The following is a 20776-nucleotide window of genomic DNA, read 5'->3' as shown; positions in this document are numbered from 1 at the left end:
TGCCTTACGTGCTGGGCGTTGCCGCTTTCTTCTGCAGCGCCTCGGCCATCTTCTGCACCTTGGCGCCGTAGCCGCCGTTCAGCGCGGTGTCCTTGATCTTGTTCGCCTGCGCATCCAGGTCAGCCGGGGCGGCGTTTTTGAGCGCCGTCAGGTCCGACTGCAGATTCGCGGGGAGCTTGGCGAACAGTTTCGGGTGGCTGATCAGCTGGTCGGCCACCTTTTGCAGCCCGGCCCCCGGGTTGTCCGAGCTGAACGCGGTCCGCAGCTCCTGCCGCAGGCCGGCCAGTCCGGTTGCGGTCTTCTCCAGCGTCTCGGCGCGCTTCTGGATCTCCTCGCCGTACCCGCCGGAGAGGGCGGTGGTCTTGATCTTGTACGCGTCCTTCACCCGGTCAGCCGGGGCGGCGTCCTTCAGCGCGGTCACGTCCGTCTGCAGGGCAGCGGGAAGCTTGGCGAACAGCTTCGGATGGTCCACCAGCGCCGCGGCCGCCTTCGCCGCGCGGTCCCCGGCGGCCTGCGGGCTGTCCGCGTTCAGGCGCAGGAAGGCCTGCAGCCCGCCAAAGCCCCTTCCGGCCTTGGCATCCGTGCCGGCATCGGTGGGTGCGGCGGGGGAGGAGGCCGTTGCGGAGACGACCGTTGGGCTGGAGGATGCGGACGCGGCACCCACGCCCGCTGCGGCCATGGCGCCGGCTGCCAGGACTGCTGCAGCCCCGACGCCGATGCGGGTCTTCATTGACGGAATAGATGGCTTCACCACGGTGTGTCCTTCCAAAAATCAGCGGGCGTGCGTCCATCACCGAGCCGTGTGGACACGCACAGCATCACTGTAGGAGCGCAGGCTGGGGAAACGCTGTGAGCCGGTCCCTACCTCCACCGGGGAGCGGCACCTATGCTCGAACTATGGAGATGCGAGGTGCTGCGGCACAACCTGGACCGGCCGGAAAACTGGGCCTGTGGCAGCAGCGCACCTGGCTCTGGATTGTGGCTGCGGGCCTGGACATCTACATCCTTGGCGTCGTGATCGGGCTGCAGCCCGCCGGCCCGCTCTGCGGCAGCCCCTTGATTCCCACCAGCAAGGCCGCCGAACTGGTCGACCTGGAGCAGGCCGGCATCGGGGCGGCGGCCGCGTGCTACCGGAACATCGATTCCGATTCCATCCCGGTCTGGAGCCTCATCGCCCTGGGGGTGCTCCTGGTGCTGGTGGGCGTCGCGGCCCGGATCATCAACATCCGGCGTTCCACCGCCAGGGACGCCGCCTAGGGGCCTGTGTGCTATCCCGCGGTGACGGGCTTCTTGACGGTTGCCAGCAGGAGGACGCCCGCGACGGCGGTGGCCCCGGAGAGCAGGAACAGCACGATGGCCAGCGGGGGAGCGGCGTCCGCTTCGCCCAGGATGGTGATGCCGATGGCGACGGCGACGAGCGGATCGATGACGGTCAGGCCCGCGACCACGAGTTCAGGCGTTCCGCGGGTGTGGGCGTTCTGGACCAGGAAGCTGCCGGCCAGCGCGGCAATGATGAGTCCCGCCAGGCAGGTCATGGAGAGCCACTCGAAGTCGCCCTGGAACAGGCGGGCGATCACGGTCTTGGCCAGGGCCGCCACGAACCCGAACAGGATCCCGGCACCCGCGGTGAATACCACGGCGCCTGAGCGGTGCCGCCACAGGGCATAGGCCACGCCAACGCAGGCCAGGACCATGGCGAGCACGATCAGGATGGTGACCAGGTGCCGGTCGCTGATCTCCACATCCTCCGCGGACAGCGCCGCCACCGCCACAAACACCCCCACCCCGCCCACACAGAGCGCGACGGCGGTCAGCGCCCGGCGGCCGGGGGACCGGCGGGTCATCCGGGCGGTGGCGAGGGTGGTGACCACCAGTGCCACGGCACCGATGGGCTGCACCACAATCAGCGGCGAAAAGCGGAGACTGGTGAGCTGGAGCAGAATCGCGGCGCCGAGCATCGCCGTCCCGCCCAGCCACAGCGGTTTCCGGACCAGGGCCTGGAGGCGGCCGCCGCCCATGCTTCCAGCGGAGCGGCCGGACGCGGCTGGCTGGTTTTCGACGGCCCGGTGCTGGAACAGCGTTCCCAGGGCGAGCATGACGGCGCCGGCCGCGGCGATCGGAATCCCCAGCCAGTGATAGGACGTCAGTGCGGACACCGCCGCAGCCTGGATCATGATCAGACCTTACCCGCCCGGGCCTCGGGCCAAGCGCCAAAACCCGCCACCCGCCGTCGTACTCCTCCTGTTTGGGGAGCCGCTTCCCTGGGGTGCCGGGCGGGCGTTAAGAAAACATCAAGGAACTGGCGTTCGGGACCTAAGACCCGGTCGTGGGTCCGCCCGCGGGTCTATGTTGGGTGCAGTGCCGTCGCCCCACGACCCCCAAGTGTGGCGGCGGCACCTCGCTTGTTCAGCCGGTTGCGACGAAGAGCAGGACGAAGGCCGCAGTCAGGGCCAACCCGGCCCACATGCTGATCCAGCACCCCTTTCTGTACCGCCCGGACTTCCCGCGCCGGTCCGCCATCAGCCATTGGTCATAGAGCACCATCGAGGCCACGAAGGCCACGGCCGAGATGGACAGGAAGACGAACGGCATGGCAGAAGGCAATCGTCACTTCGCAAAACTACTAATCATGCTTACTATTATGGGGCGCGGGCTGCCCGCTGGGGGCAGAGCACCCGCGCAGCACCGGAGGTCTCAAGCATGGACAACGAAATGCGTCCCCTCACCGATGAAGAACTGATGGCTGAGCAGGCCACCGCCCTGCCGGACAAGGAAGTGGCATCCGTCCTGGACCTGAACGCGGACCTGGACCTGGGCATCAACGCCGCAGCACCCATCGACCTCGCCGTGGCCGCCAACGCCAACGTGGCCGCGCCCATCGATGCCGCCGCTTCGGCCAACATCCTCTCCTACGGTTCCGACGCCCAGGCGCTCTCCAGCCAGGACGCCGCCATTGACCAGGGCATCACCGCCGACGCCAACGCCGACTCCACCCAGGACAGCGTGATCGGGCAGGATGACGGCACCGCCGACGCCGGCACCACGGACGCGGGTACTACTGACGCGGGTACTGCTGACGCGGGCACTACTGACGCCGGTTCCGTGGACGGGGCCATCGGCGCGGTCACCGATCCCACCGGCACGGGCGGCCTGACCGACGCGGCGGGTGCCCTGAACGGCAACCTGCTCAACGTCGACGTGAACCTGGACGCCGACGCTGCCATCGCCGCCCCTATCAACGGTGCCGTGGCCGCCAACGCCAACGTTGCCGCTCCCATCGACGCTGCCGTGGCCGCGAACATCGGCTCCATCGACAGCCAGGCCTACGCCATCTCGGACCAGAGCGCCACGATTTCGCAGCACATCGACGGCGAGGCCAACGCCACGGCCGGCCAGCAGTCCGACCTGCAGCAGTAAGCCCCGATGGCCCAGACCCACGGCGGCCCGCCTCCCGAGGCGGGCCGGCCGCCGTCGTCCCCTGGCCTTGCCCAGGACCCGCCCGGCCGGACCATCACGACGGCGGGCGCACACCTTCCCGCTTTGGCAGACGGCGTGCAGCTGCTTGGCACGGCGGAGGGTTCCGGCTACCGCGAGCCACCGGCCCTGGTGCGCCGCGCCGACGGCCAGACCCTCCAGCTGACCCGGCTCCTCTACCTGGTGCTGGAAGCCGCCGACGGCACCAACGATCTGGACGCCATCGCGCGGCAGGTCAGCGACGGGTCCGGGCGACTGGTCAGCGCGGACAACGTGCGCACCCTGATGGACTCCCAGCTGCTCCCGATGGGCCTGCTCCGGCTCGCCGACGGCAGCCAGCCCGAGGTGAAGAAGTCCAACCCGCTGCTGGGTCTGCGCTTCCGCTACATCGTCTCCGACCCCGGGCGCACGCGCAGGATCACGGCTCCGTTCGCGGTGCTGTTCCACCCGGTGATCGTGGTGGCCGTGACCGCGGCATTCCTGGCGGCGTGCTGGTGGGTGCTCATGGTGAAGGGCCTCGGCTCGGCAACGCACGAGGCCTTCGCCGAGCCCGCCCTGCTGCTGCTGATCCTCGCCGTCACCATCCTGTCCGCGGGCTTCCACGAGTTCGGCCACGCAGCCGCTACCCGCAAGGGAGGGGCGACGCCCGGGGCCATGGGTGCCGGGCTGTACCTGCTGTGGCCGGCGTTCTTCACCGACGTTACGGACTCCTACCGGCTGGGCCGCGGCGGCCGGATCCGCACGGACCTGGGCGGGCTGTACTTCAACGCCATTGTGGCGGTGGCCATCATGGCCCTGTGGTGGGCCACCGGGTTCGACGCGCTCCTGCTGGTGGTGGTCACGCAGATCCTGCAGATGGTCCGCCAGCTGATCCCGCTGGTGAAGTACGACGGCTACCACATCCTGGCCGACGCCACCGGGGTGCCGGACCTGTTCCAGCGGATCAAGCCCACCCTCCTGGGGATCCTTCCCTGGCGGTGGGGCAACCCTGAAAGTAAAGTGCTGAAACCCTGGGCGCGGGCCGTGGTCACCGCCTGGGTGCTGGTCACCGTCCCGGTGCTGCTGTTCAGCATGGTGATGATGGTGCTGTCCCTGCCACGGCTGCTGGCCACCGGCTGGGCCGGCGTGGGCAAGCAGCAGGAGCTGCTGGCGGCCAGCCTTGCGTCCGGGGACGTCCTGGGCGTTGTGGTGCGTGCGCTGGCGATGGTGGTGGTGGCCGTGCCGGTGCTGGGCGTGCTGTACATCGTGGTGCGGCTGCTGCGGCAGCTGGTCACCGGGCTGTGGCAGAAGACCCGCGGCAAAATGGCCCAGCGGATCGTCGCCATGGGCGCTGTGGGCGTCCTGCTGGCAGGCCTCGCCTGGGCGTGGTGGCCCGACGCCGGGACGTACCGTCCGGTGCAGGCCTACGAACGCGGGACGCTGGGCGATGCCACCCGGGCCATCCTTCCCGTCCGCGACGGCGGGGCGTTGCGGCAGGGTGCCGCCGGCCGGACAATCGCGCTGTGGCCCGCAGGTGCCGCCAAGCCGACGCGGGAGAACCCGCAGTTGAGCATGGTGCTGGTGCCTGCTTCCGGGACTTCTTCCGGGGCTACGTCAAGCTCCGGCGGTACCTCCGCTGCGGCGCCCTCCTGGGTCTTCCCGTTCGACCGGCCCGCCGCTCCGGAGGGGGACGGAAACCAGGCGCTCGCCGTCAACACCACCGACGGGTCCGTGCAGTACAGCGTGGCTTTCGCGCTGGTGTGGGCCGAGGACGGCCAGCCCGTCACCACCACCAACGAGGCCTACGCGTTCGCCAATTGTTCGGGCTGCGCGGCGGTGGCTGTTGGGTTCCAGGTGGTGCTGGTGGTGGGGCAGGCAGACGTGATCGTGCCGCAGAACCTCTCCGCGGCCGCCAACTACAACTGCCTGGACTGCCTCGCCTACGCGTTGGCGAGTCAGCTGGTCCTCACCCTGGACGGCCCGTTGGACGGGGACAGCAGGCAGCAGCTCGAGGCGCTGTGGGCGCGCATTGCGGAGTACGGCCGGACCATCCAGGACGTGCCGCTCTCCGAGATCCAGGCCACGCTCAACGGGTTCAAGGAGCAGATCACGGCCATCGTCAAAGGAACAGCTGCGACGTCCGCGCCGTCAGCATCCCCCGGTTCCGGACCCAGCCCCACGTCGTCCGGTGCCGGTGTGGAACCCTCCACCCAGGCGACCGTGCCCGCCGTTCCCAACCCGGCCCCGACCTCCGGCGCCACCGCACCATCCGGAGAGTTCACGGAAGGCCCGCAGCCGACGTCGTCCGTTGCCTACCCCACGACGGAACCCACCGCGGACCCGGGAACTGTCACCACGCCGCTGGCCACGTCCGGCGCCGGCTGAGCGGCTCAACCCAGCGTGGAGTGGTGGCCCCGGAGCGGGCCGTTGCTGCCGCGGCGTCCTTCAACGGACGCGCCGAGTGTACCGGCACATTTTTTGCACAGGATTCGATCAAGGCCTGCTCAGCTTCAACGCAGGGCCTCTACGATCAGCGTGTGCCGCCCGGTGCACTTGGCCGGCAGCAGGCTTTGCTGCCACGACGATTCTGGGGATCGATTGCCTTGCTTACCTCCATAAAGACGCACCTCGCGGCAGTCGCCGCAGCCCTGGGCCTGGCCCTTGCCCTAACGGTGGTCCAGCCCGCAGCCGCGCAGGCAGCCGCGGGACAGATCTCCCTGAGTCCCACCACCGGACCTGCAGGCTCTGCCATCACCGTCACGGGCACTGGCTTCAGGGCCTCCACCACCGGAACCGTGATCATCGGCTCGGCCACCTTCCCCCTGAAGACGACGGCGGCCGGCGCCTTCAGCGCCCCGGCCACCATCCCCGCGGGCGCCACAGGCAAGGTCACGGTGACTGCCAAGACGTCCTCCGTGCAGGCGTCGGCGGTGTTCACGGTGTCCGCGCCCACCTCGTCGGTGCCGCCCATCAGCACTGCCAGGCTACGCTTCGGCGCGGCCACGGCCGGCGGCCCCCTTGCCGGCAGCGAGCTCGACGAGGTGGCGGTCCTTGCCGGCGAAGCCCCGTCCAGTGTGTTGTTCTATGAGGACTTCGCACAGCCTGCCCCCATCACCGAGCTGAACGCCGTCCGGGCACGGGGCGCCGTGCCGCTGGTGACGTGGGAACCCTGGCTCTGGGGCGGCGGGGTAGACCAGCCCGCCTACAGCCTGGACAGGATCAGTGCCGGTGCCTTCGACTCATACATCGCGCAGTGGGGCCAGTCGCTGGCAGCCTGGGGTTACCCCGTGCAGCTGCGGTTTGCGCACGAAATGAACGGCAACTGGTATCCGTGGGCCGAAGGCGTCAACGGCAACCAGGCGGGTGACTACGCCCAGACCTGGCGGCACGTCCACGACGTCGTCGCGGCGCAGGGTGCCAGCAACGTCACGTGGGTCTGGAGCCCGAACGTTCCGTACTACGGCTCCACCGACCTTGCCGGCCTGTATCCCGGTGCCGGGTACGTCGACGTCGTTGCTTTGGACGGCTACAACTGGGGCACTTCAGCCTCCTGGAGCGCGTGGATCTCCCCGCAGGACCTCTTCGGGCCGGGCATCGCCCAGCTTCGGGCACTTGCCCCCGGTGTGCCCATCCTCGTTGCCGAGACCGCCTCCAGCGAAGTGGGCGGCGACAAGGCCGCATGGAACTCGGCGCTGGTGTCCTACCTGGCCGCCCAGCCGGACGTGATGGGGTTCGTGTGGTTCCACATGCAGAAGGAAACGGACTGGCGGATCAACAGCAGCGCCAGCTCCGCCACGGCCTTCAAGAACGCCCTGCTGGCCCGGCGTACTTCCTGACAGCGGGTAACTTCCTCGGGCTACGGCTGGCCAGGGGTTCCAAGTGGAAGCTTCCCCGGCCTCGCTGCGCCTTGCTCACCCGCCTACGGTGTCACCGTGCCGGTGGGCCACCTTCCAGGCGCCCTCCTCGCGCCGGTAAACCTGCGTTGCCCGGAGCACGTAGCTGCGCGGTTCACCGTCGACTGACGCTGACGTATGTTCCAACGCCGCGGTATAGGCCATGTCACCCACCACGTCGCAGGCGAGCACCTCCAGCCGGTACGAGTTGCAGTTGGAGAACTGTTTGCCAAGGCTGGTGAACAATTCGTCCAGTTCGTGCTGCCCGAAGGCATTGCGCCACGCGCCAAGGACACTGACCGGTTCCTTTCGGGACCAGAGCGCGCGGCGCGGGCCGGCATCGCCGTTGTGCAGGGCCAGTTCCGCGGCGTAGAGCTCGGTGTTTACCCATTCCAGGAAGTCGTCACGATCACCCATGCCATCAGTATGGTCCCGGAGCCGCAACAGGGGGAGGGCCTACTTGCTGCCGGAGCTGCTGCACTTAGAAGCGGGCTGCAGCTCCGGCAAACGGACCAGCTCCAAGCGGGTTCCCTGGGATGTCGGCAAGGCCGGCTCCCGGCGAATACGACGGTGAATCCGCCGTGGTGGTTGTCCCGGAAGTTGCGGTGCCCACCTTTCCAAGCTTGATTGTCAGGGTGTTTGATCCGTTCCAGCTCACGGAACTCGCATTGGCGCCGTTTCCGCTGAAGCTGAGGGCGCCTGCGGATCCGTACTTGGCGTTCGAGCCCAGGAAAACCGAGCCGACGTTGAGCGTGCAGGTTCCGCTGGTGACCGTCAGCACGTTGGCGGTGCTGATGTTGACAATGATGTCGCCGTTGCCGTTCAAGGTCTGTGTACCGGTGTTGTTCCATGCGGAGCAGATCTTGGTGGCATCCATCTGTTCCGAGAACTGGATCGTCAGGGAGTCTCCCTGCTCCGCTTTACCCACACCTGCGGTGCCGCCGCTGTTGACCAGTGAAATGGCGCTAACGGTCGGGGCAATCGTGTCCTTGGTGGTGGTACCCGCGGCGCTCGCCGTGCCCGTGTTGCCTGCCGCATCGGTCATCGAGACGGTGAAGGTCACCGTGCCCTGGTCGAGCGGGGTGAGGTCCGTGCTCGTGGACCAGGCTGAGCCGGATGCCGTCACCTGCTTCGTGACGCTGTTGGTCACGCTGCTTCGGGCAGTCACGTTGAGGGTGCCGGAGGTATCCGTGGTGCCGCTGACCTGGACCGCGGTGTAGTTGCTGAGGTTCACGTACATCGGTGCCGTGATGCTCAGGACCGGGGCCACAGTGTCCTTTGTGTCCGTAACTGTAGCGGTGCTGCTGCTGTTGCCCGCCGCGTCCTTCACGGTCACGGCGTAGCTGGCTGTTCCGTCATTCAGGGTGCCGAGGTTCAGGTTCAGGGACCATGCGCCAGTGCCTGAGGCGGTGGCCGTACCGGAAACGGTGTGCACGGCGCCGGCGTCCGTGGCGGTGACGGTCACGGTTCCACCGGCTTCTGCGGTGCCGGAGACCGGGACTGCGGAAGAGTTGGCGCTGTTCACGTACGTCGGAACGCTCAGGGCCTGGGGCGCTGCAGGTGCCACGGTGTCCTTGATGCTGGTTGCTGCCTTGGCGGGGCTCGTGTTCCCTGCGGGATCGGCGGCCGTGGCGCTGTAGTTGACCGTTCCCTGCTTGAAGGTGCCCATGTCCAGGGTGACTGACCATGCCCCGGTGGCCGAGGCGGTTGCCGTGGCGGACGCGGAATGAGGGGCGCCGGAGCCGGTGTCAGTGGCCGTAAGGCTGATCTTGGCGCCGGCTTCTGCGGTTCCTGTGACGGGGACAGCAGCGACGTTGGCGAGGTTGACGTAGGCGGGAACGCTGAGACCGGGGGCGGCCGGAGCCGTGGTGTCGATCCGGACCGTCTGGCTCTGCGCCGTCCCGGTGTTGCCCGCATTGTCCGTGGCGAAGTAGGACACAGTGTGGGTTCCGTCGCCGGCGACTGATACAGAGGCGGACGCGCCGCTCACGGTCTGCTGCGCGCCGCCGTCGACCATGTAACTGATGGATGCCACGCCTGAGCCGCCGGCACCGTCGTTGGCGGTGATGGCCACAGTGACCGGGCTGGTGTTGTTCAAGCCGGCAGCGTTGGGGGCCGGGGTAAGCCCGGAAACGGAAGCGATGGGGGCAGTGGAGTCACTGCTGACGCCGGTGCTGCGCGGGCTTTCGGCGCCTGTCCAGAGCGCGATGGTGGGGGTGACGGTGTAGAACCAGATGCCGCCGGGGACGTTCTGTTCGGTGCAGGTCAGGGTGGTGACCGTCCCTGCGCAGCCGCCCGTGGCCGGCGTTCCCGTGCCGCCCGTGGCAGCCGCGTACCTGGTGACGGTGTAGCCGGTGGCCGCACGGCCGTTGACCGTGGTGCCCGCTGCCCAGCTGACGCTGAGCGAGGCGCCGTTGGCGGTGACGGCGGGCTTGGATCCCGGCGCCAAAGTGTCCGCCGCGGCGGTGGCATTGTTGCTGCTGGTGGTGGAGGCCCAAAAGCCGTAGGCGGCGGTGGCCGTGCCCAGCAGGAGCAGGACCGCGGTGACAATCCATGCCAGCCGCCCGGAGGGGAGACGGAAGCGGAACGGCATCTTCCGGATGGCGAGGCTCATTTGCGCACCTCCGCCGTGACGGGGAGGCGGAAGGTGGCGCCCTGGCAGGCGGCGAGTGAGGTGGTATCCATGGCGGCCGATCCTGGAAGGGTGAGCAGGGTGGACGAGTTTGCCGGAATGAAGGTTGCCGGTGACAGCGGCGCGGCGGGTCCGGTGAAGCTGACGCCGGTGGTGGTGCAGCCCGAATGTGCGGTGTCCGCCGTGGCCGGCCCGTTGGCCGTGACGCTGTACACCTGCACGGAGTAGGGGTTGGGGTTGGTGAGGCGGAGGACGACGTCGGCCGTCCCGCCTGGAACGAGCGCCGTCCTGGGGCTGTCCCCGGCAACGAGCGCGTCAACGGTGACGGCCTGCATGGTGCCGGCGGCTGCGGTTCCGGCACCCGCCCCGGCGGCGGCCCAGTAGGCGTAGGCGGTTCCGGCGCCCGCGGCGAGGAGGATCCCGGCGAGGGCCGCGGCCTTGAGGCTCTTGCCGGCTTTGGCAGTCCTGGTGCTGGCGGTCATCTCAGTTCCCCTGTCCTGATCCTGAGTACGTGAGCTGGAGGGTGGCGCCCTTGCAGCCGTCCTGGTTGGCGGAGGTGTCCAGCATTCCCACCCGGGGCCACACCGACGATGCCAGCCGGAGTCCGGACAGGGAGCTGGTGCCCGCGGGGACGCTGAGGGGGTAGGGGCCGCTGTACTGGGTCACGGTGAAGTCTGCCGCGGTGCAGATGAGGTTCCTGGCCACGGCATCCGCGCTGCGGGTAACCCCTGCCACGGCCACGGACATGTTGGTCAATGACAACGCCTTGCTGTTGGGGTTGTTGATCTGCAGGTCCAGCCCGGCCGACGTGCCGGGGGAGAGGGTTCCGGGGACGTTGCCGGAGAGGACGAACTGCTTGATGGTCGCATCCAGGACCAACTGCACGTTCGCGTAGGCGTACTGCGACTTCCCGCTCGAATCCTTGCCCGTGCCCACCAGGTACAGGTTGTAGCTTCCAGTGGGGGAAGCGGCGGTGGTCGCCACCTGCAACGTCGTGGAGGTGCCGGTGACCGGATTGGGCGAGAACGATGCCGTGGCGCCGGAGGGAAGGCCGCCCAGGACGCTGAAGCTGACCGGTCCCGAGAGGTTATTCCGAGTGAGCTGCAGCGTGTAGACCGCGGTGGCGCCCGGCGGGACCGACAGGGAATCCGGGGAAGCGGCGACCGAGATAGCCGAGGAAATCTTGTAGTTGACGGTCAGGCTGGCAGTGACGCTGCCGGAGACCTTGCCGCTGGTGCCGGTGATGGTCAGGGAGCTGGTGCCCGCCGGCGTAGTTGCGGCGGTAGTGACGTTCAGGGTTGAGGTTGCGGTGCTTCCGGAGCTAAGGGTGACGGACGACGGCGTGAAGGCACCTGCTGCTCCGGCCGGCAGTCCCGCCGTGGCCAGGTTGACCGGCCCGGTGAAGCCGCCGGTGGACGTCACCGTCACCGTATAGGCAGCTGCCTGCCCTTGCTGGACGGACTGGCTGGCAGGGGAGACCTGCACCGTAATGCCCGGTTTGGCGCTTTGCGATGCCGCGAACAGCGCCCCCGCGCTGGCCAGCATCACGGCAAAGCCGATCAGCGCCACTTTGATGGCATTCCGCAAGCGATGCCGCGGCTGCCCGTCCTCGTTGTGCACCCCGTGCCCCTTCCCAATTGGTGCAAATGACGGCAGGCCGGGGGCGGAGTTTGGCCGCCCCCGGCCCACGCGTTTGTTAGTTGCTGCCGACGGTCACCGTGATGGTGGCGCCCTTGCAGGCATCCTGCTTGACTGCGGGGTCGTCATTGAGCGTCAGCGTTCCAGTACCCAGCGGTGTCGTCGTCGCGTTGGCGGGAACATTCGTGGGGCCACCGGGGACGGTCGCGGAGAACCAGCCCGGCAGGCATCCGGCGTCGCTGGTGGTGACCACGGGGTTGGCGAGTGTCACCTGGGTGTTGTTGGCGTTCGGGTTGGCGGCCGTGTACGTGATGGTCTTCGGCGTACCGGGTGCCACGCCCGGGTCCACCGTCACGTTGATCGTGACAGGGGAAGTGGTCGACGATGCCACTGCAGACCCGTTGCCCGAGCCCGTGGTGCTCCAGTAGGCGTACGCGGCCCCGCCGCCAACGGCTACCAGCGCTGCGGAAGCGGCGACGGCGGCGATCTTGTTCTTCTTGGTCATGTGGCGCATGGAAAGACTCCTTGTAAATGTGAGTGAGAACCCGTTCCCCCATGAGCGGCCCCATCCAGGTGCCTTTCGGTGGATCGATGACCTAATGTTTTCGGCTGCGCCCCAAGCCCAACAACACGTACCGGTACCCGACTTTTCGTCGGGCCGTGGAAGCCACTACTTGGCTGGATGCCCCAGTACTCAGGACCGTTCCTCCTGCCCTGACCTGCGGGGATTGGTTCCGGGGCCGGAATTCAGGCCGTCTTGGACCCAAACAAGTAGTGCCATCGAACTGCCGCGTACCGTGCCTGCGCGGCAGCTTGAACGCCCGAAAAAACCTGCCCTAAACGGGTATCAAAGCCGTTAAATGAAGCAGCGCGCCCGGCAATATCCGGACGCGCTGCTTGCAGTTTGGGATGGCTCAGCCCTGGGTTCTGCGGGCCTGGGCGGTGCTCAGTCGTCGTCCTCGGGGCTCCGCAGCCGGCGCCTGATCATGAGCCCGGCAACCACGAGCCCGATGACCAGCACGCCCGCGACGATCCCCACCACAACCAGCTGGCCCGGGAGCCCGGAGCCGGCCGCCGCAGCAGGCGTGGCGGCGGCCGTGGCAGGCGCGGTATTTGGACCGCCGGCCGTGAAGGTGAAGGTTCCCTCGATGGGGTGCCCGTCGGAGGACACCACCCGCCACACCACGGTGTACTTTCCTTCGGGCGCACCCGGTTTGACCGGCTGGCTGACCTGGTTGTCCACGATCTGGACCGGCCCGTCCGCCTGGTCGGTGCCGGTGGCATCCTCCACCCGCACGATCGAGTTGATGGCGATCGGGATGTGGTCGAAGGTCAGCTCGATCTTCGCGGGCATTGCGCTGACCGTGGAACCATCGGCAGGGTTGCTGGCCTCCAGGGAGTCGTGCGCCTGCGCCGGCGCCGGGGAAGCGAGCACGAACGCGGCTGTGGTGAGCGCCAGCAGCACCCGTGCCAGCCATGCCGCCGGGGTCTTATGCGACAGTGTCGTCATTCGTTTCCCCGCGCTACTTGCCGGCGGTGCGGGTCTGGCGCCCGGCAAGGACCAGCCCCAGGGCCGCTGCGCCGAGCACGAAGCCTGCCGCACCCAGCACTACGCCCCACACAGCGGTGCCGTCGCTTGAGGCCTGCTTCGTCTCCGACACTGCCTCGGCGCTCGGCGCCGCTGACGCACCGGCGGCGGCAGCGTCGTCGTCGGCCGTTGTCACAAAGGACGGGGCCGGATGCTTGGGCTCCGGCTGCCCCTCAGCGCTCTCTTCGTCCCACTTCACCACGCTGCCGTCGGTGTAGCTCTGGGCCGCTTTCAGGGTGACCTTGGTGCCCGCGGCGGGCAGTCGGCCCACGGACAGCGAGAAGGACTGGTACTGGTTCTGGCCCAGCTGGTGGGCTTCGTCCGCAGTCCAGACCACCGAGACCGGCGCCTTGGTGACCGTGGCGCCGGCCACCGTGACCGGCTTGGGTAGGTCTCCCGTGACCACCTGCGCCGTCCAGCCCTCCACAGGCTTGACCGAGACGGACGTGAACGACGTATCGGTGGGCAGCGTGACCTCGAGCTTGTTGGTCTTCGCGGTGGGGGACTCGTTGGGGACGTTGAACGTCAGGTGCGAGTAGCCGTTGGCCGCGGTGTCGTCCGGGTCCACGCTCACGTGGGCGGACGCGGCGGTGGCGCCTGCGGCGATGATTCCCGCGGCGGCAGCGGCGGCGGTGAGGGTCTTGAGGGTACGGCGGAATGAGGTGTTCAAAGTAAGCCTTCCAAGGGGTGCGCCAGAAAAGAACCGCATGCGGCGGCGGCGCAAAAAAAGGGGACAACGCGGCCGGCCCATTCCTGCCCGGGGCAGGTGCCTGTGGGCAGGTGGGGACGGCGCGGAAAGTCGGGAGCCGCGTTAGGTTGCGGCGTGGAAGGCCGGCGGCCCGCGCAGAGCAGGCAGGCGCAGGCTCCGCCACTGGAAAGGAATGACGACGGCGGCCGGCGCGGGAACGTGCGGCCACTCGGGGATGGCGACGGCGGACAGGATCCGGACCAGTGGCCGCAGCCACGCAGCCAGCGCCCAGACAGCCGCTTCGCCCTTGGCCAGGACCAAGGCCGTGGCCAGGGTTGCCGCGGCGTGCAGGGCCAGCATCAGGGTCCCCGGTACGGCAGCATGTTCCGGCATCAGGGCCGTTGAAAGGGGCACTGCCGAGGCGTCATGGACGTGGCTGGCGGCGGTGGGAGTGAACGATGCGGACACCGAGAACGCGTCGAAGGCCCAGTGCAGGACCAGCTGGCTGGAGCCCAGGAGCGCGATCATCGCCGGCATGTTGATCTTGGTCTTTGACAGGATCGTGACCGGTGCCAGGACCAGAGCCACGATGCCCGCGACGATGGCCGGCTGCGGCAGCAGGCCCCCTGCGAGAACGTGGGCTCCCGCGGCGAGGGCGAACATGGCCGCGGTGAAGGCTATGGCACGGGGGAAGCGGAACGGAGCACTCATGCCACTCGCCGCCCTTCCATCCGCTGTTGCCACCCTCCACTCTAGGGAAAACCGTGGTTCGGCAGGTAATCGGGCCGGTGACAATCGCCCGGGCTGGCGCGAATTCGACGCGCATGGTCATCTGTGCGGCCCAGATTCCCTGGCGCGCACCAAATGTGGGTCGCGAAAAGGAATATGCGCGTCGCAGGTGGAGGTGCGCGTCGGTGGCGAGTGCGCGGGTCGGTGGCGAATATGCGCGTCGGGAAGCCGGATGCGCGTCGCAGGTGGCGATGCGCGTCGGTGGCGAGGATGCGCGTCGGGAAGGCGGATGCGCGGCGGAAGCTGCCGGGCCGCCGTCGTACCTTGCCAACCCAGTGTGCCTGCTTACCGCACCGAGACGAACCAGATCAGCAGCATGGTGACCAGGAACCCGGTGACGTAGTTCAGCCACAGGAACCGCTCCCAGCCGCGGTGGGCCCGCTCGGAGTCCTCGTCCGTCACGCCCGCGAAAGGGAGGATGTTGAGCGCATAGGGGAGCGGGAGCAGGGCCGCGAGGGGTCCGGGCCACGGGGTGAGCAGCAGCAGCGCGGCGCTGACCAGGTATGCCAGGGCGGCGAACCGCACCGTGGCCTTGGCGCCGATCACGGTGGCGATCGAGCCGATGCCGCCCGCGCGGTCCGCCACCACATCCTGCACCGCGCCGAACGCATGGCTGGCCACGCCCCACAGGAAGAACGCCCCCAGCAGCGCCCACAACGGGGCCGTGAACTGTGCCTGCGCCAGCACCAGCCCGTACACTGCCGGGCTGACGAAGTGCGTGCTGGACGTGGCCGAATCAAGGAACGGCCGCTCCTTGAACCGCAGCCCGGGCGCGCTGTACGCCACCACCGCGAAAATGCTGATGGCCAGCACCAGCCAGGACAGCGGACTGCCCAGGATCACCAGCGCCACCAGGAAGGGCACGTTGGTGCCGATCGCCGCCCGGAGCGTGATGGCGTGCATGGTCCGGTCCAGGACCGCTCCCTCCACGCCGCCCTTGCGCGGATTTCGGAGGTCGGATTCGTAGTCGAACACGTCGTTGATGCCGTACATCGCCAGGTTGTACGGGATCAGAAAGTACAGTGTCCCGATCACCCAGGCGAGGTCGATTTCCCGTGCCGTGAGCAGGTACGCGGCGGCGAACGGGTAGGCCGTGTTCACCCAGGACAGCGGGCGGGAGGAGAGCAGGAGCATCCGGAAGGTTTTCATGGCCGCCCCTTTGGCGCTCGGTCTGTGGGCGTGCTGGTCTTGGAACTGCGGGTCTTGGAACTGCGGGTCTTCGGCGGAGCGGTTTTGGAGTTCCGCTCCAGCAGGATCCACAGCGCCGGCAGCAGCAGCACGGCGGCCACCGGGTACGCGAAGTCCTCCAGCGGGGCCAGGCCCAGCAGGGCCCCGGAGATCATGTCCGGGGCGTAGGTGAACAGGCCTGCGGCAATCATCAGGTTGTCGAACACGGCCGTGAGGACCAGGACGACGGCGGCCGTCCCGCCTGCCGCCGCGAGGGCCAGGCTGCGGGCGCGGCCTTTGAGGGCAAAGGCTGCGGCGGTTCCGGCAGCAAGGGCAACGAGCAGGAACACCGCGTTCAGGGCCCAGTAGCTCAAGAGTCCACCTTCCCGGGGTGGAGTGACCGGGTTTCGAGGAAGCGCCGGAACAGCTGGAACAGGTTCATCACCAGGTAGCAGAGGAACAGCAGGAACACCGGTTCCTCCAGCGGCAGCTCCGGGGCGAGCTCGATCCCGATGGTCTTGTTGTGCCCGCGGAAGAAGATGCCCAGCCCGATGCCTGCCAGGTCCCAGGCCAGGAAGAACGCCAGCCCCGCGGCGAGCACCACGGCCGCCCGGCGCGCGTCCTGCCAGAAGAACAACCGCAGCCGCTGGTCCAGGAGCACCATGCAGCCCAGCGACGCCAGCAGGAACACCAGGTACGCCGCCGCCGTCATGCCGGCGTGCCGTCCGGCAGGGTTCCCCGCTCCGCCATGGCCGGACGCAACGGCACCGGGAGCGGGCCCGTGCTGGTGTCCCCGCGCAGCCGCTTGACCACCAGTTCGGCGCTGATCAGGCACATCGGAATGCCAATCCCCGGAATGGTCGACGCCCCGGCGTAGTACAGCCCCTGCACCTTGCGGCTGACGTTGCCCGCCCGGAAGAACGCACTCTGCCGCAGCGTGTGTGCCGGCCCCAGCGAGGTGCCCTTCCACGAGTGGTAGTCACGCTCGAAATCCGCCGGACCGTACATCCGCCGCACCACGATGCGTTCCGCAAGGTCCGGGATGCCCGCCCACTCGCTGAGCTGGCCGATCACGGCGTCGGCGGCTTTCTCCAGCGTCTCGTCGCCGCTGCCGCCCAGCCCCGGGTCCGGCGGGATGGGGACCAGCACGAACACGTTCTCATGCCCCTCCGGCGCCACCCCGGGATCCGTGGCGCTGGGCTTGCAGACGTACATCGACGCCGGCTCCGGGATGAACGTGTCCTTCCCGAAGATCGCCCTGAAGTTCTTCTCCCAGTCCGCGGTGAACAGCAGCGTGTGATGCTCCAGCTGCGGCAGCCCGCCGCGCACGCCCAGGTAGAGCAGCAGCGCGCTGGGTCCGGCGGTGCGCCGCGACCAGTACCGCTCGGGGTAGGTCTGCAAGTGGCGGGGGAGCAGGGCAGTTTCGCTGTGGTGCAGGTCAGCAGCGGAAATAACGACGTCGGCCGCCAGGCTTTCCTGCGCGCCGTCACCGGTGCGGCAGCGCACCCCGCGCACGGCCGCGGGGCGGCGCCGGGAGCCGGTGGGAACCGTTTCGATCGCCAGGACTTCCGTGTTGGACCGGATGGCCACCCCGGCCCCGCGCGCCTGCCGTTCCAGCGCCTCCACCAGCCGGGCGAACCCGCCCATGGGGTAGGAGACGCCCACGTCCAGGTCCAGGTGGCTCATCAGGTGGTACATGCTGGGCGCGGTGAACGGTGAGGCGCCCAGGAACACCGCCGGGTACTCCAGGATCTGCTGCAGGCTGGGGTTGCTGACATAGCGTTTGGCGTAGGAGTGCAGCGGCTCCAGCAGTAGCCGGGCAAGCCGGGGGAGCCGGGCCAGGATGTCGGGCGTCAACAGCGGGGCGAACGACTGGAACGTGGGGTACAGGAACCGGCGCTTGGCCATGGTGTAGGTTTCGGCGGCGGAGTCCAGGTACTGCTCCAGCCGGGCGCCGGCGCCGGGCTCCAGCCGCTCGAACAGTTCCACTACCTTGGCGCGTCCCGCCGGCACGTCCACCGGTCCGCCCGCTCCCTCGGAGATCAGCCGGTAGCCCGGGTCCAGCTTCACCAGGTCCAGTTCCTGCTCCGCGGAGCTGCCCAGGAGCTGGAAGTAATGGTCGATGACTTCCGGCATCAAGTACCAGGAGGGCCCGGCGTCGAACCTGAAACCGTCCTCATTGAACGTGTAGGCGCGGCCGCCCAGGGCTTCCTGCTTCTCCAGGATGGTGACCTGGTGCCCCTCGGTGGCGAGCAGGGCCGCCGTCGCCAATCCGCTGATGCCGCCGCCGATGACCACCACCGCCTGCCCGGCGCGTGCGGGCATCCTCCTCATTGTGCTGCCACCGGCGCCGGGCCGGGGCCTGCGGGTTCCAGGCCCCGGCGGCCGGTGAACACCGCGGCGGCGATCCGCAGCTTCACGTGCGTGGGCACGCTGATCCGGGCGTTGATCAGGTCCGGCGCCGGCGTGACGCGGATCCGCTCGGCGAGCTCGGCAAAGAGCTCCTGGGCCAGGGCCACCGCCAGCCGGCTGGACGCGGGCAGGCCGCGCAGAACCGCACGGGACTCGTGCAGGTCGTGGTCGATGTCCGCCAGCAGCCGTATCTTGTGGGCTTCATCGAAATTGGCCGGCGAGACGCCCGGGAAGTAGCTGCGGCCCAGGGACGTGAAGTCCTCGGCCAGGTCCCGGAGGAAGTTGATCTTCTGGAACGCTGCGCCCAGGTGCCGGGCACCGCGCTCCAGCCGGGCCCGTTCCTCCGCAGCCACCGGATGCCCGTACAGGAAGCACCGCAGGCACATTAGGCCCACCACCTCCGCCGAACCGTAGACGTACCGGGTGAAGGACTCCTCGGTGTGCTCCACCTGCTCCAGGTCCGCCCGCATGGAGGCAAAGAAGGGGCGGGTGAGGTCGGTGCCGATGCCGGTCCGGCGGGCAGTGTCCGCGAAGGCGTGGATCACCAGGTTGGTGCTGTAGCCGGTGGCCAGCGCGTGTTCGGTCTCCTGCTCAAACCCGTCCAGCTGCCGCCGGCTGTCATCCGGGGACAGGCCCGCGGCGGAGGCCACGCCGTCGACAATCTCGTCGGCAACCCGCACCAGCGCATACACGGAGTCCACCTGCCGGCGCACGCCGTCGTCGAACAGCCGGGACGCCAGGCCGAAGGAACTGGAGTAGGCGCGCAACACCACGCCGGAGGCTTTGAGGGCGGCAGCCGTATAGTCGGCCAGCGCGTCGCGGTCCCGCTTCATGCGCCCATGCGTTCGGTCACCAGGCGGGACAGCGGGGAGAGGCCGTCGCGCAGCACCAGCGGCACCAACGGCTGGACCAGGACGTCCAGCGCCCGCTCCGTGAGGTCGGCGGCAAGCTTCAGGGTCTTGTCCCGTGCCCCGGACGCCACCAGCAGTTCGCGGATTTCGGCGGCGTCCCTGGCCGTGAGGTCCCGGGAGAGCAGTTCCTGGATGCGGGTCCAGTGGGGCTGCTGCGCCGCGTAGGAGATCAGGGCCGTGCGCTTGCCCTCGCGCAGGTCGCCCCAGCCTGTCTTGCCGGTCCGCGACTCGTCGCCGAACGCGCCCACCAGGTCGTCCGCCACCTGGTACGCGGTCCCGATGATCCGCCCGAACTCGCCCAGGGCGTCCACCAGCGCCTGCTCCGCTCCGGCCAGGACGGCCCCTGCGCGCAGCGGTACGTCAAAGGAGTACACGGCCGTCTTCAGCTTGGACATCTCGAGGACCTCGTCCACCGCCTGGGGATTCGGGTCCAGCGGGGCCAACACGTCCAGGAGCTCACCGGCCGCGGACGCCATGACGGCCTCGTCCAGCAGGTCGCCCAGCAGCTGCCGCGTGTCCGGTGCCGCAGCGGCGTCCGCCAGGAGGCGGTAGGCGTTGGAGAGGGCAAGGTCGCCGGCGATCACCGCGGCGGACATGCCGGTGTGCTCGGCACGGTCAGCGTCGCCGCCCTGGTCCGCGGCCAGGCTGCGGTAGGTGCCGGCGAGGTTGGGGATACCGCGGCGGGTGAAGTCCCGGTCCACCACGTCGTCGTGCACGATCAGGGCGGTGTGCAGGAGTTCGAAGGACGCGGCCACGGTGGCTGCCGCCTTCCTGTCGCGGCCACCCAGCAGGGAGTACACGGTCATGACCAGCCGCGGGCGGAAGCGCTTGCCGCCCACCGTGCAGGCTTCAAGGTGCTGCCACAGGCGGAGGTACTGCGGGTGCATGGCACCGGCCCTCGCCTTGGCCTGCGTGAAGAACGAATCCAGAACTTCATTGACCAGTTGGCCGTCATCGGTGTGCGCCAGCGTGGTCCCCATATCCATAGGTAAAGTAAACACGGGCACCCATGGGAGGGCAATTGAACGCAGAGGCAGAGCAGGTGGTCCTGGCCGCGGACGACGGGTCACCGGTCGGCGTGGAGGACAAGGCCTCTGTGCATTCATCCGCCACCCCGCTGCACCTGGCTTTTTCCACCCACGTGTACGATGCCGACGGCCGGATCCTCATCACCCGCCGCGCCTTGTCCAAGCTGACCTGGCCCGGCGTCTGGACCAATTCCTTCTGCGGCCATCCTGCCCCCGGGGAGGACATTGAGGACGCTGTGCGGCGCCGGGGGGAGTACGAGCTGGCCCTGCAACTGGACCAGGTGGAACTGAAGGTGCCGGACTTCCGGTACCGCGCCGTGGATGCCTCCGGCATAGTGGAAAACGAGATCTGCCCCGTCTTCACGGCCCGTGCCGCGTCGCCGCTGCAGCCCCGTGCCGACGAGGTCATGGAATGGCAGTGGACCGATCCTGCCCTGATCACCGCCGCCGTGGCCGCCACGCCCTGGGCATTCAGCCCCTGGCTCACCCTGCAGCTGCCGCTGCTGTACCCGGAGCGCTTCGGCCCGGCATAGGTCGTTGGTTGGCATAGGTCGTTGGCTGGGTTCCCGGGCCAGGC

The 20776-nt window shown here is 68.7% G+C and carries 22 protein-coding genes; 5 read left to right on the top strand and 17 right to left on the bottom strand.

What is annotated here, in order from left to right; translation table 11 throughout:
• Window positions 1-4 precede the first annotated feature (4 nt).
• Complete coding sequence (locus RM50_RS01775; protein ID WP_167562146.1) at window positions 5-754, bottom strand: hypothetical protein; 750 nt, start codon at window positions 752-754, stop codon at window positions 5-7.
• Between the two features lie 143 nt (window positions 755-897).
• On the opposite strand from RM50_RS01775, the gene RM50_RS01770 reads away from it, so the two are divergent.
• The gene (locus RM50_RS01770) at window positions 898-1257 is read left to right on the top strand and encodes a hypothetical protein (protein WP_043449295.1); all 360 of its coding nucleotides are present in this window, start codon (window positions 898-900) and stop codon (window positions 1255-1257) included.
• Window positions 1258-1268: 11 nt separating this feature from the next.
• Here the strand turns inward: RM50_RS01770 and RM50_RS01765 are convergent, their stop codons facing one another.
• Both RM50_RS01765 and RM50_RS01760 read right to left on the bottom strand, forming a co-directional pair.
• Window positions 1269-2174, bottom strand: a complete 906-nt coding sequence (locus RM50_RS01765) for a DMT family transporter (protein WP_043449293.1) — start codon at window positions 2172-2174, stop codon at window positions 1269-1271.
• 232 nt (window positions 2175-2406) lie between these two features.
• On the bottom strand, window positions 2407-2592 hold the full coding sequence (locus RM50_RS01760) for a hypothetical protein (RefSeq protein ID WP_043449291.1): 186 nt from the start codon (window positions 2590-2592) through the stop codon (window positions 2407-2409).
• Window positions 2593-2700: 108 nt separating this feature from the next.
• Between RM50_RS01760 and RM50_RS01755 the strand changes: the two genes are divergently transcribed.
• From RM50_RS01755 to RM50_RS01745, 3 genes are all read left to right on the top strand, one after another.
• On the top strand, window positions 2701-3417 hold the full coding sequence (locus RM50_RS01755; RefSeq protein ID WP_043449289.1) for a hypothetical protein: 717 nt from the start codon (window positions 2701-2703) through the stop codon (window positions 3415-3417).
• 6 nt (window positions 3418-3423) lie between these two features.
• A complete protein-coding gene (locus RM50_RS01750) occupies window positions 3424-5838 on the top strand; it encodes a hypothetical protein (RefSeq protein ID WP_082006932.1) in 2415 nt (804 codons plus the stop codon).
• Window positions 5839-6056: 218 nt separating this feature from the next.
• On the top strand, window positions 6057-7289 hold the full coding sequence (locus RM50_RS01745) for a glycosyl hydrolase (protein WP_052259887.1): 1233 nt from the start codon (window positions 6057-6059) through the stop codon (window positions 7287-7289).
• A 75-nt stretch (window positions 7290-7364) separates the two neighbouring features.
• On the opposite strand, the gene RM50_RS01740 is transcribed toward RM50_RS01745, so the two are convergent.
• The 14 genes from RM50_RS01740 to RM50_RS01675 form a co-directional block, all read right to left on the bottom strand.
• Entirely contained in the window at window positions 7365-7763 is a 399-nt protein-coding gene (locus RM50_RS01740; RefSeq protein WP_043449287.1) for a nuclear transport factor 2 family protein, read from the bottom strand.
• A 64-nt stretch (window positions 7764-7827) separates the two neighbouring features.
• On the bottom strand, window positions 7828-9960 hold the full coding sequence (locus RM50_RS01735; protein ID WP_043449285.1) for an OmpL47-type beta-barrel domain-containing protein: 2133 nt from the start codon (window positions 9958-9960) through the stop codon (window positions 7828-7830).
• Window positions 9957-10460, bottom strand: coding sequence for a hypothetical protein (locus tag RM50_RS01730; RefSeq protein WP_043449283.1), 504 nt, complete (start codon window positions 10458-10460; stop codon window positions 9957-9959). The genes RM50_RS01735 and RM50_RS01730 overlap by 4 nt, the downstream gene beginning before the upstream one ends.
• A gap of 1 nt (window position 10461) precedes the next feature.
• Window positions 10462-11598, bottom strand: coding sequence for a hypothetical protein (locus RM50_RS01725; RefSeq protein WP_043449281.1), 1137 nt, complete (start codon window positions 11596-11598; stop codon window positions 10462-10464).
• 76 nt (window positions 11599-11674) lie between these two features.
• Window positions 11675-12130 carry a hypothetical protein gene (locus tag RM50_RS01720; RefSeq protein ID WP_043449280.1) on the bottom strand — a complete coding sequence of 152 codons (456 nt, stop codon included), beginning with the start codon at window positions 12128-12130 and terminating at the stop codon, window positions 11675-11677.
• Between the two features lie 432 nt (window positions 12131-12562).
• Entirely contained in the window at window positions 12563-13126 is a 564-nt protein-coding gene (locus tag RM50_RS01715) for a copper resistance CopC family protein (protein ID WP_052259886.1), read from the bottom strand.
• 13 nt (window positions 13127-13139) lie between these two features.
• Window positions 13140-13874 carry a YcnI family copper-binding membrane protein gene (locus RM50_RS01710; RefSeq protein WP_043449278.1) on the bottom strand — a complete coding sequence of 245 codons (735 nt, stop codon included), beginning with the start codon at window positions 13872-13874 and terminating at the stop codon, window positions 13140-13142.
• Window positions 13875-14015: 141 nt separating this feature from the next.
• On the bottom strand, window positions 14016-14603 hold the full coding sequence (locus tag RM50_RS01705; protein ID WP_043449276.1) for a hypothetical protein: 588 nt from the start codon (window positions 14601-14603) through the stop codon (window positions 14016-14018).
• Between the two features lie 363 nt (window positions 14604-14966).
• The gene (locus tag RM50_RS01700; RefSeq protein ID WP_043449273.1) at window positions 14967-15830 is read right to left on the bottom strand and encodes a prenyltransferase; all 864 of its coding nucleotides are present in this window, start codon (window positions 15828-15830) and stop codon (window positions 14967-14969) included.
• Window positions 15827-16222, bottom strand: a complete 396-nt coding sequence (locus RM50_RS01695) for a lycopene cyclase domain-containing protein (RefSeq protein WP_052259885.1) — start codon at window positions 16220-16222, stop codon at window positions 15827-15829. Before RM50_RS01695 ends, RM50_RS01700 begins: the two co-directional genes overlap by 4 nt.
• Window positions 16219-16560 (bottom strand): lycopene cyclase domain-containing protein, encoded by a 342-nt coding sequence (locus tag RM50_RS01690; RefSeq protein WP_043449270.1) that lies wholly within the window; start codon window positions 16558-16560, stop codon window positions 16219-16221. The genes RM50_RS01695 and RM50_RS01690 overlap by 4 nt, the downstream gene beginning before the upstream one ends.
• Window positions 16557-18173, bottom strand: a complete 1617-nt coding sequence (gene crtI, locus RM50_RS01685; RefSeq protein ID WP_043449267.1) for a phytoene desaturase family protein — start codon at window positions 18171-18173, stop codon at window positions 16557-16559. The genes RM50_RS01690 and crtI overlap by 4 nt, the downstream gene beginning before the upstream one ends.
• A 5-nt stretch (window positions 18174-18178) precedes the next feature.
• Entirely contained in the window at window positions 18179-19093 is a 915-nt protein-coding gene (locus RM50_RS01680) for a phytoene/squalene synthase family protein (protein WP_082006931.1), read from the bottom strand.
• Window positions 19090-20157, bottom strand: coding sequence for a polyprenyl synthetase family protein (locus RM50_RS01675; RefSeq protein WP_052259884.1), 1068 nt, complete (start codon window positions 20155-20157; stop codon window positions 19090-19092). Before RM50_RS01675 ends, RM50_RS01680 begins: the two co-directional genes overlap by 4 nt.
• 23 nt (window positions 20158-20180) lie before the next feature.
• Between RM50_RS01675 and idi the strand changes: the two genes are divergently transcribed.
• Window positions 20181-20732, top strand: a complete 552-nt coding sequence (gene idi, locus RM50_RS01670) for an isopentenyl-diphosphate Delta-isomerase (protein ID WP_043449264.1) — start codon at window positions 20181-20183, stop codon at window positions 20730-20732.
• Window positions 20733-20776: the final 44 nt, after the last annotated feature.

The organism is Pseudarthrobacter phenanthrenivorans (assembly GCF_000813845.1).
In the GTDB taxonomy this organism is placed as follows: domain Bacteria; phylum Actinomycetota; class Actinomycetes; order Actinomycetales; family Micrococcaceae; genus Arthrobacter; species Arthrobacter phenanthrenivorans_B.
The sequence above is the reverse complement of the archived record's forward strand: the minus strand, read 5'-3'. Positions and strand labels throughout refer to the sequence as shown.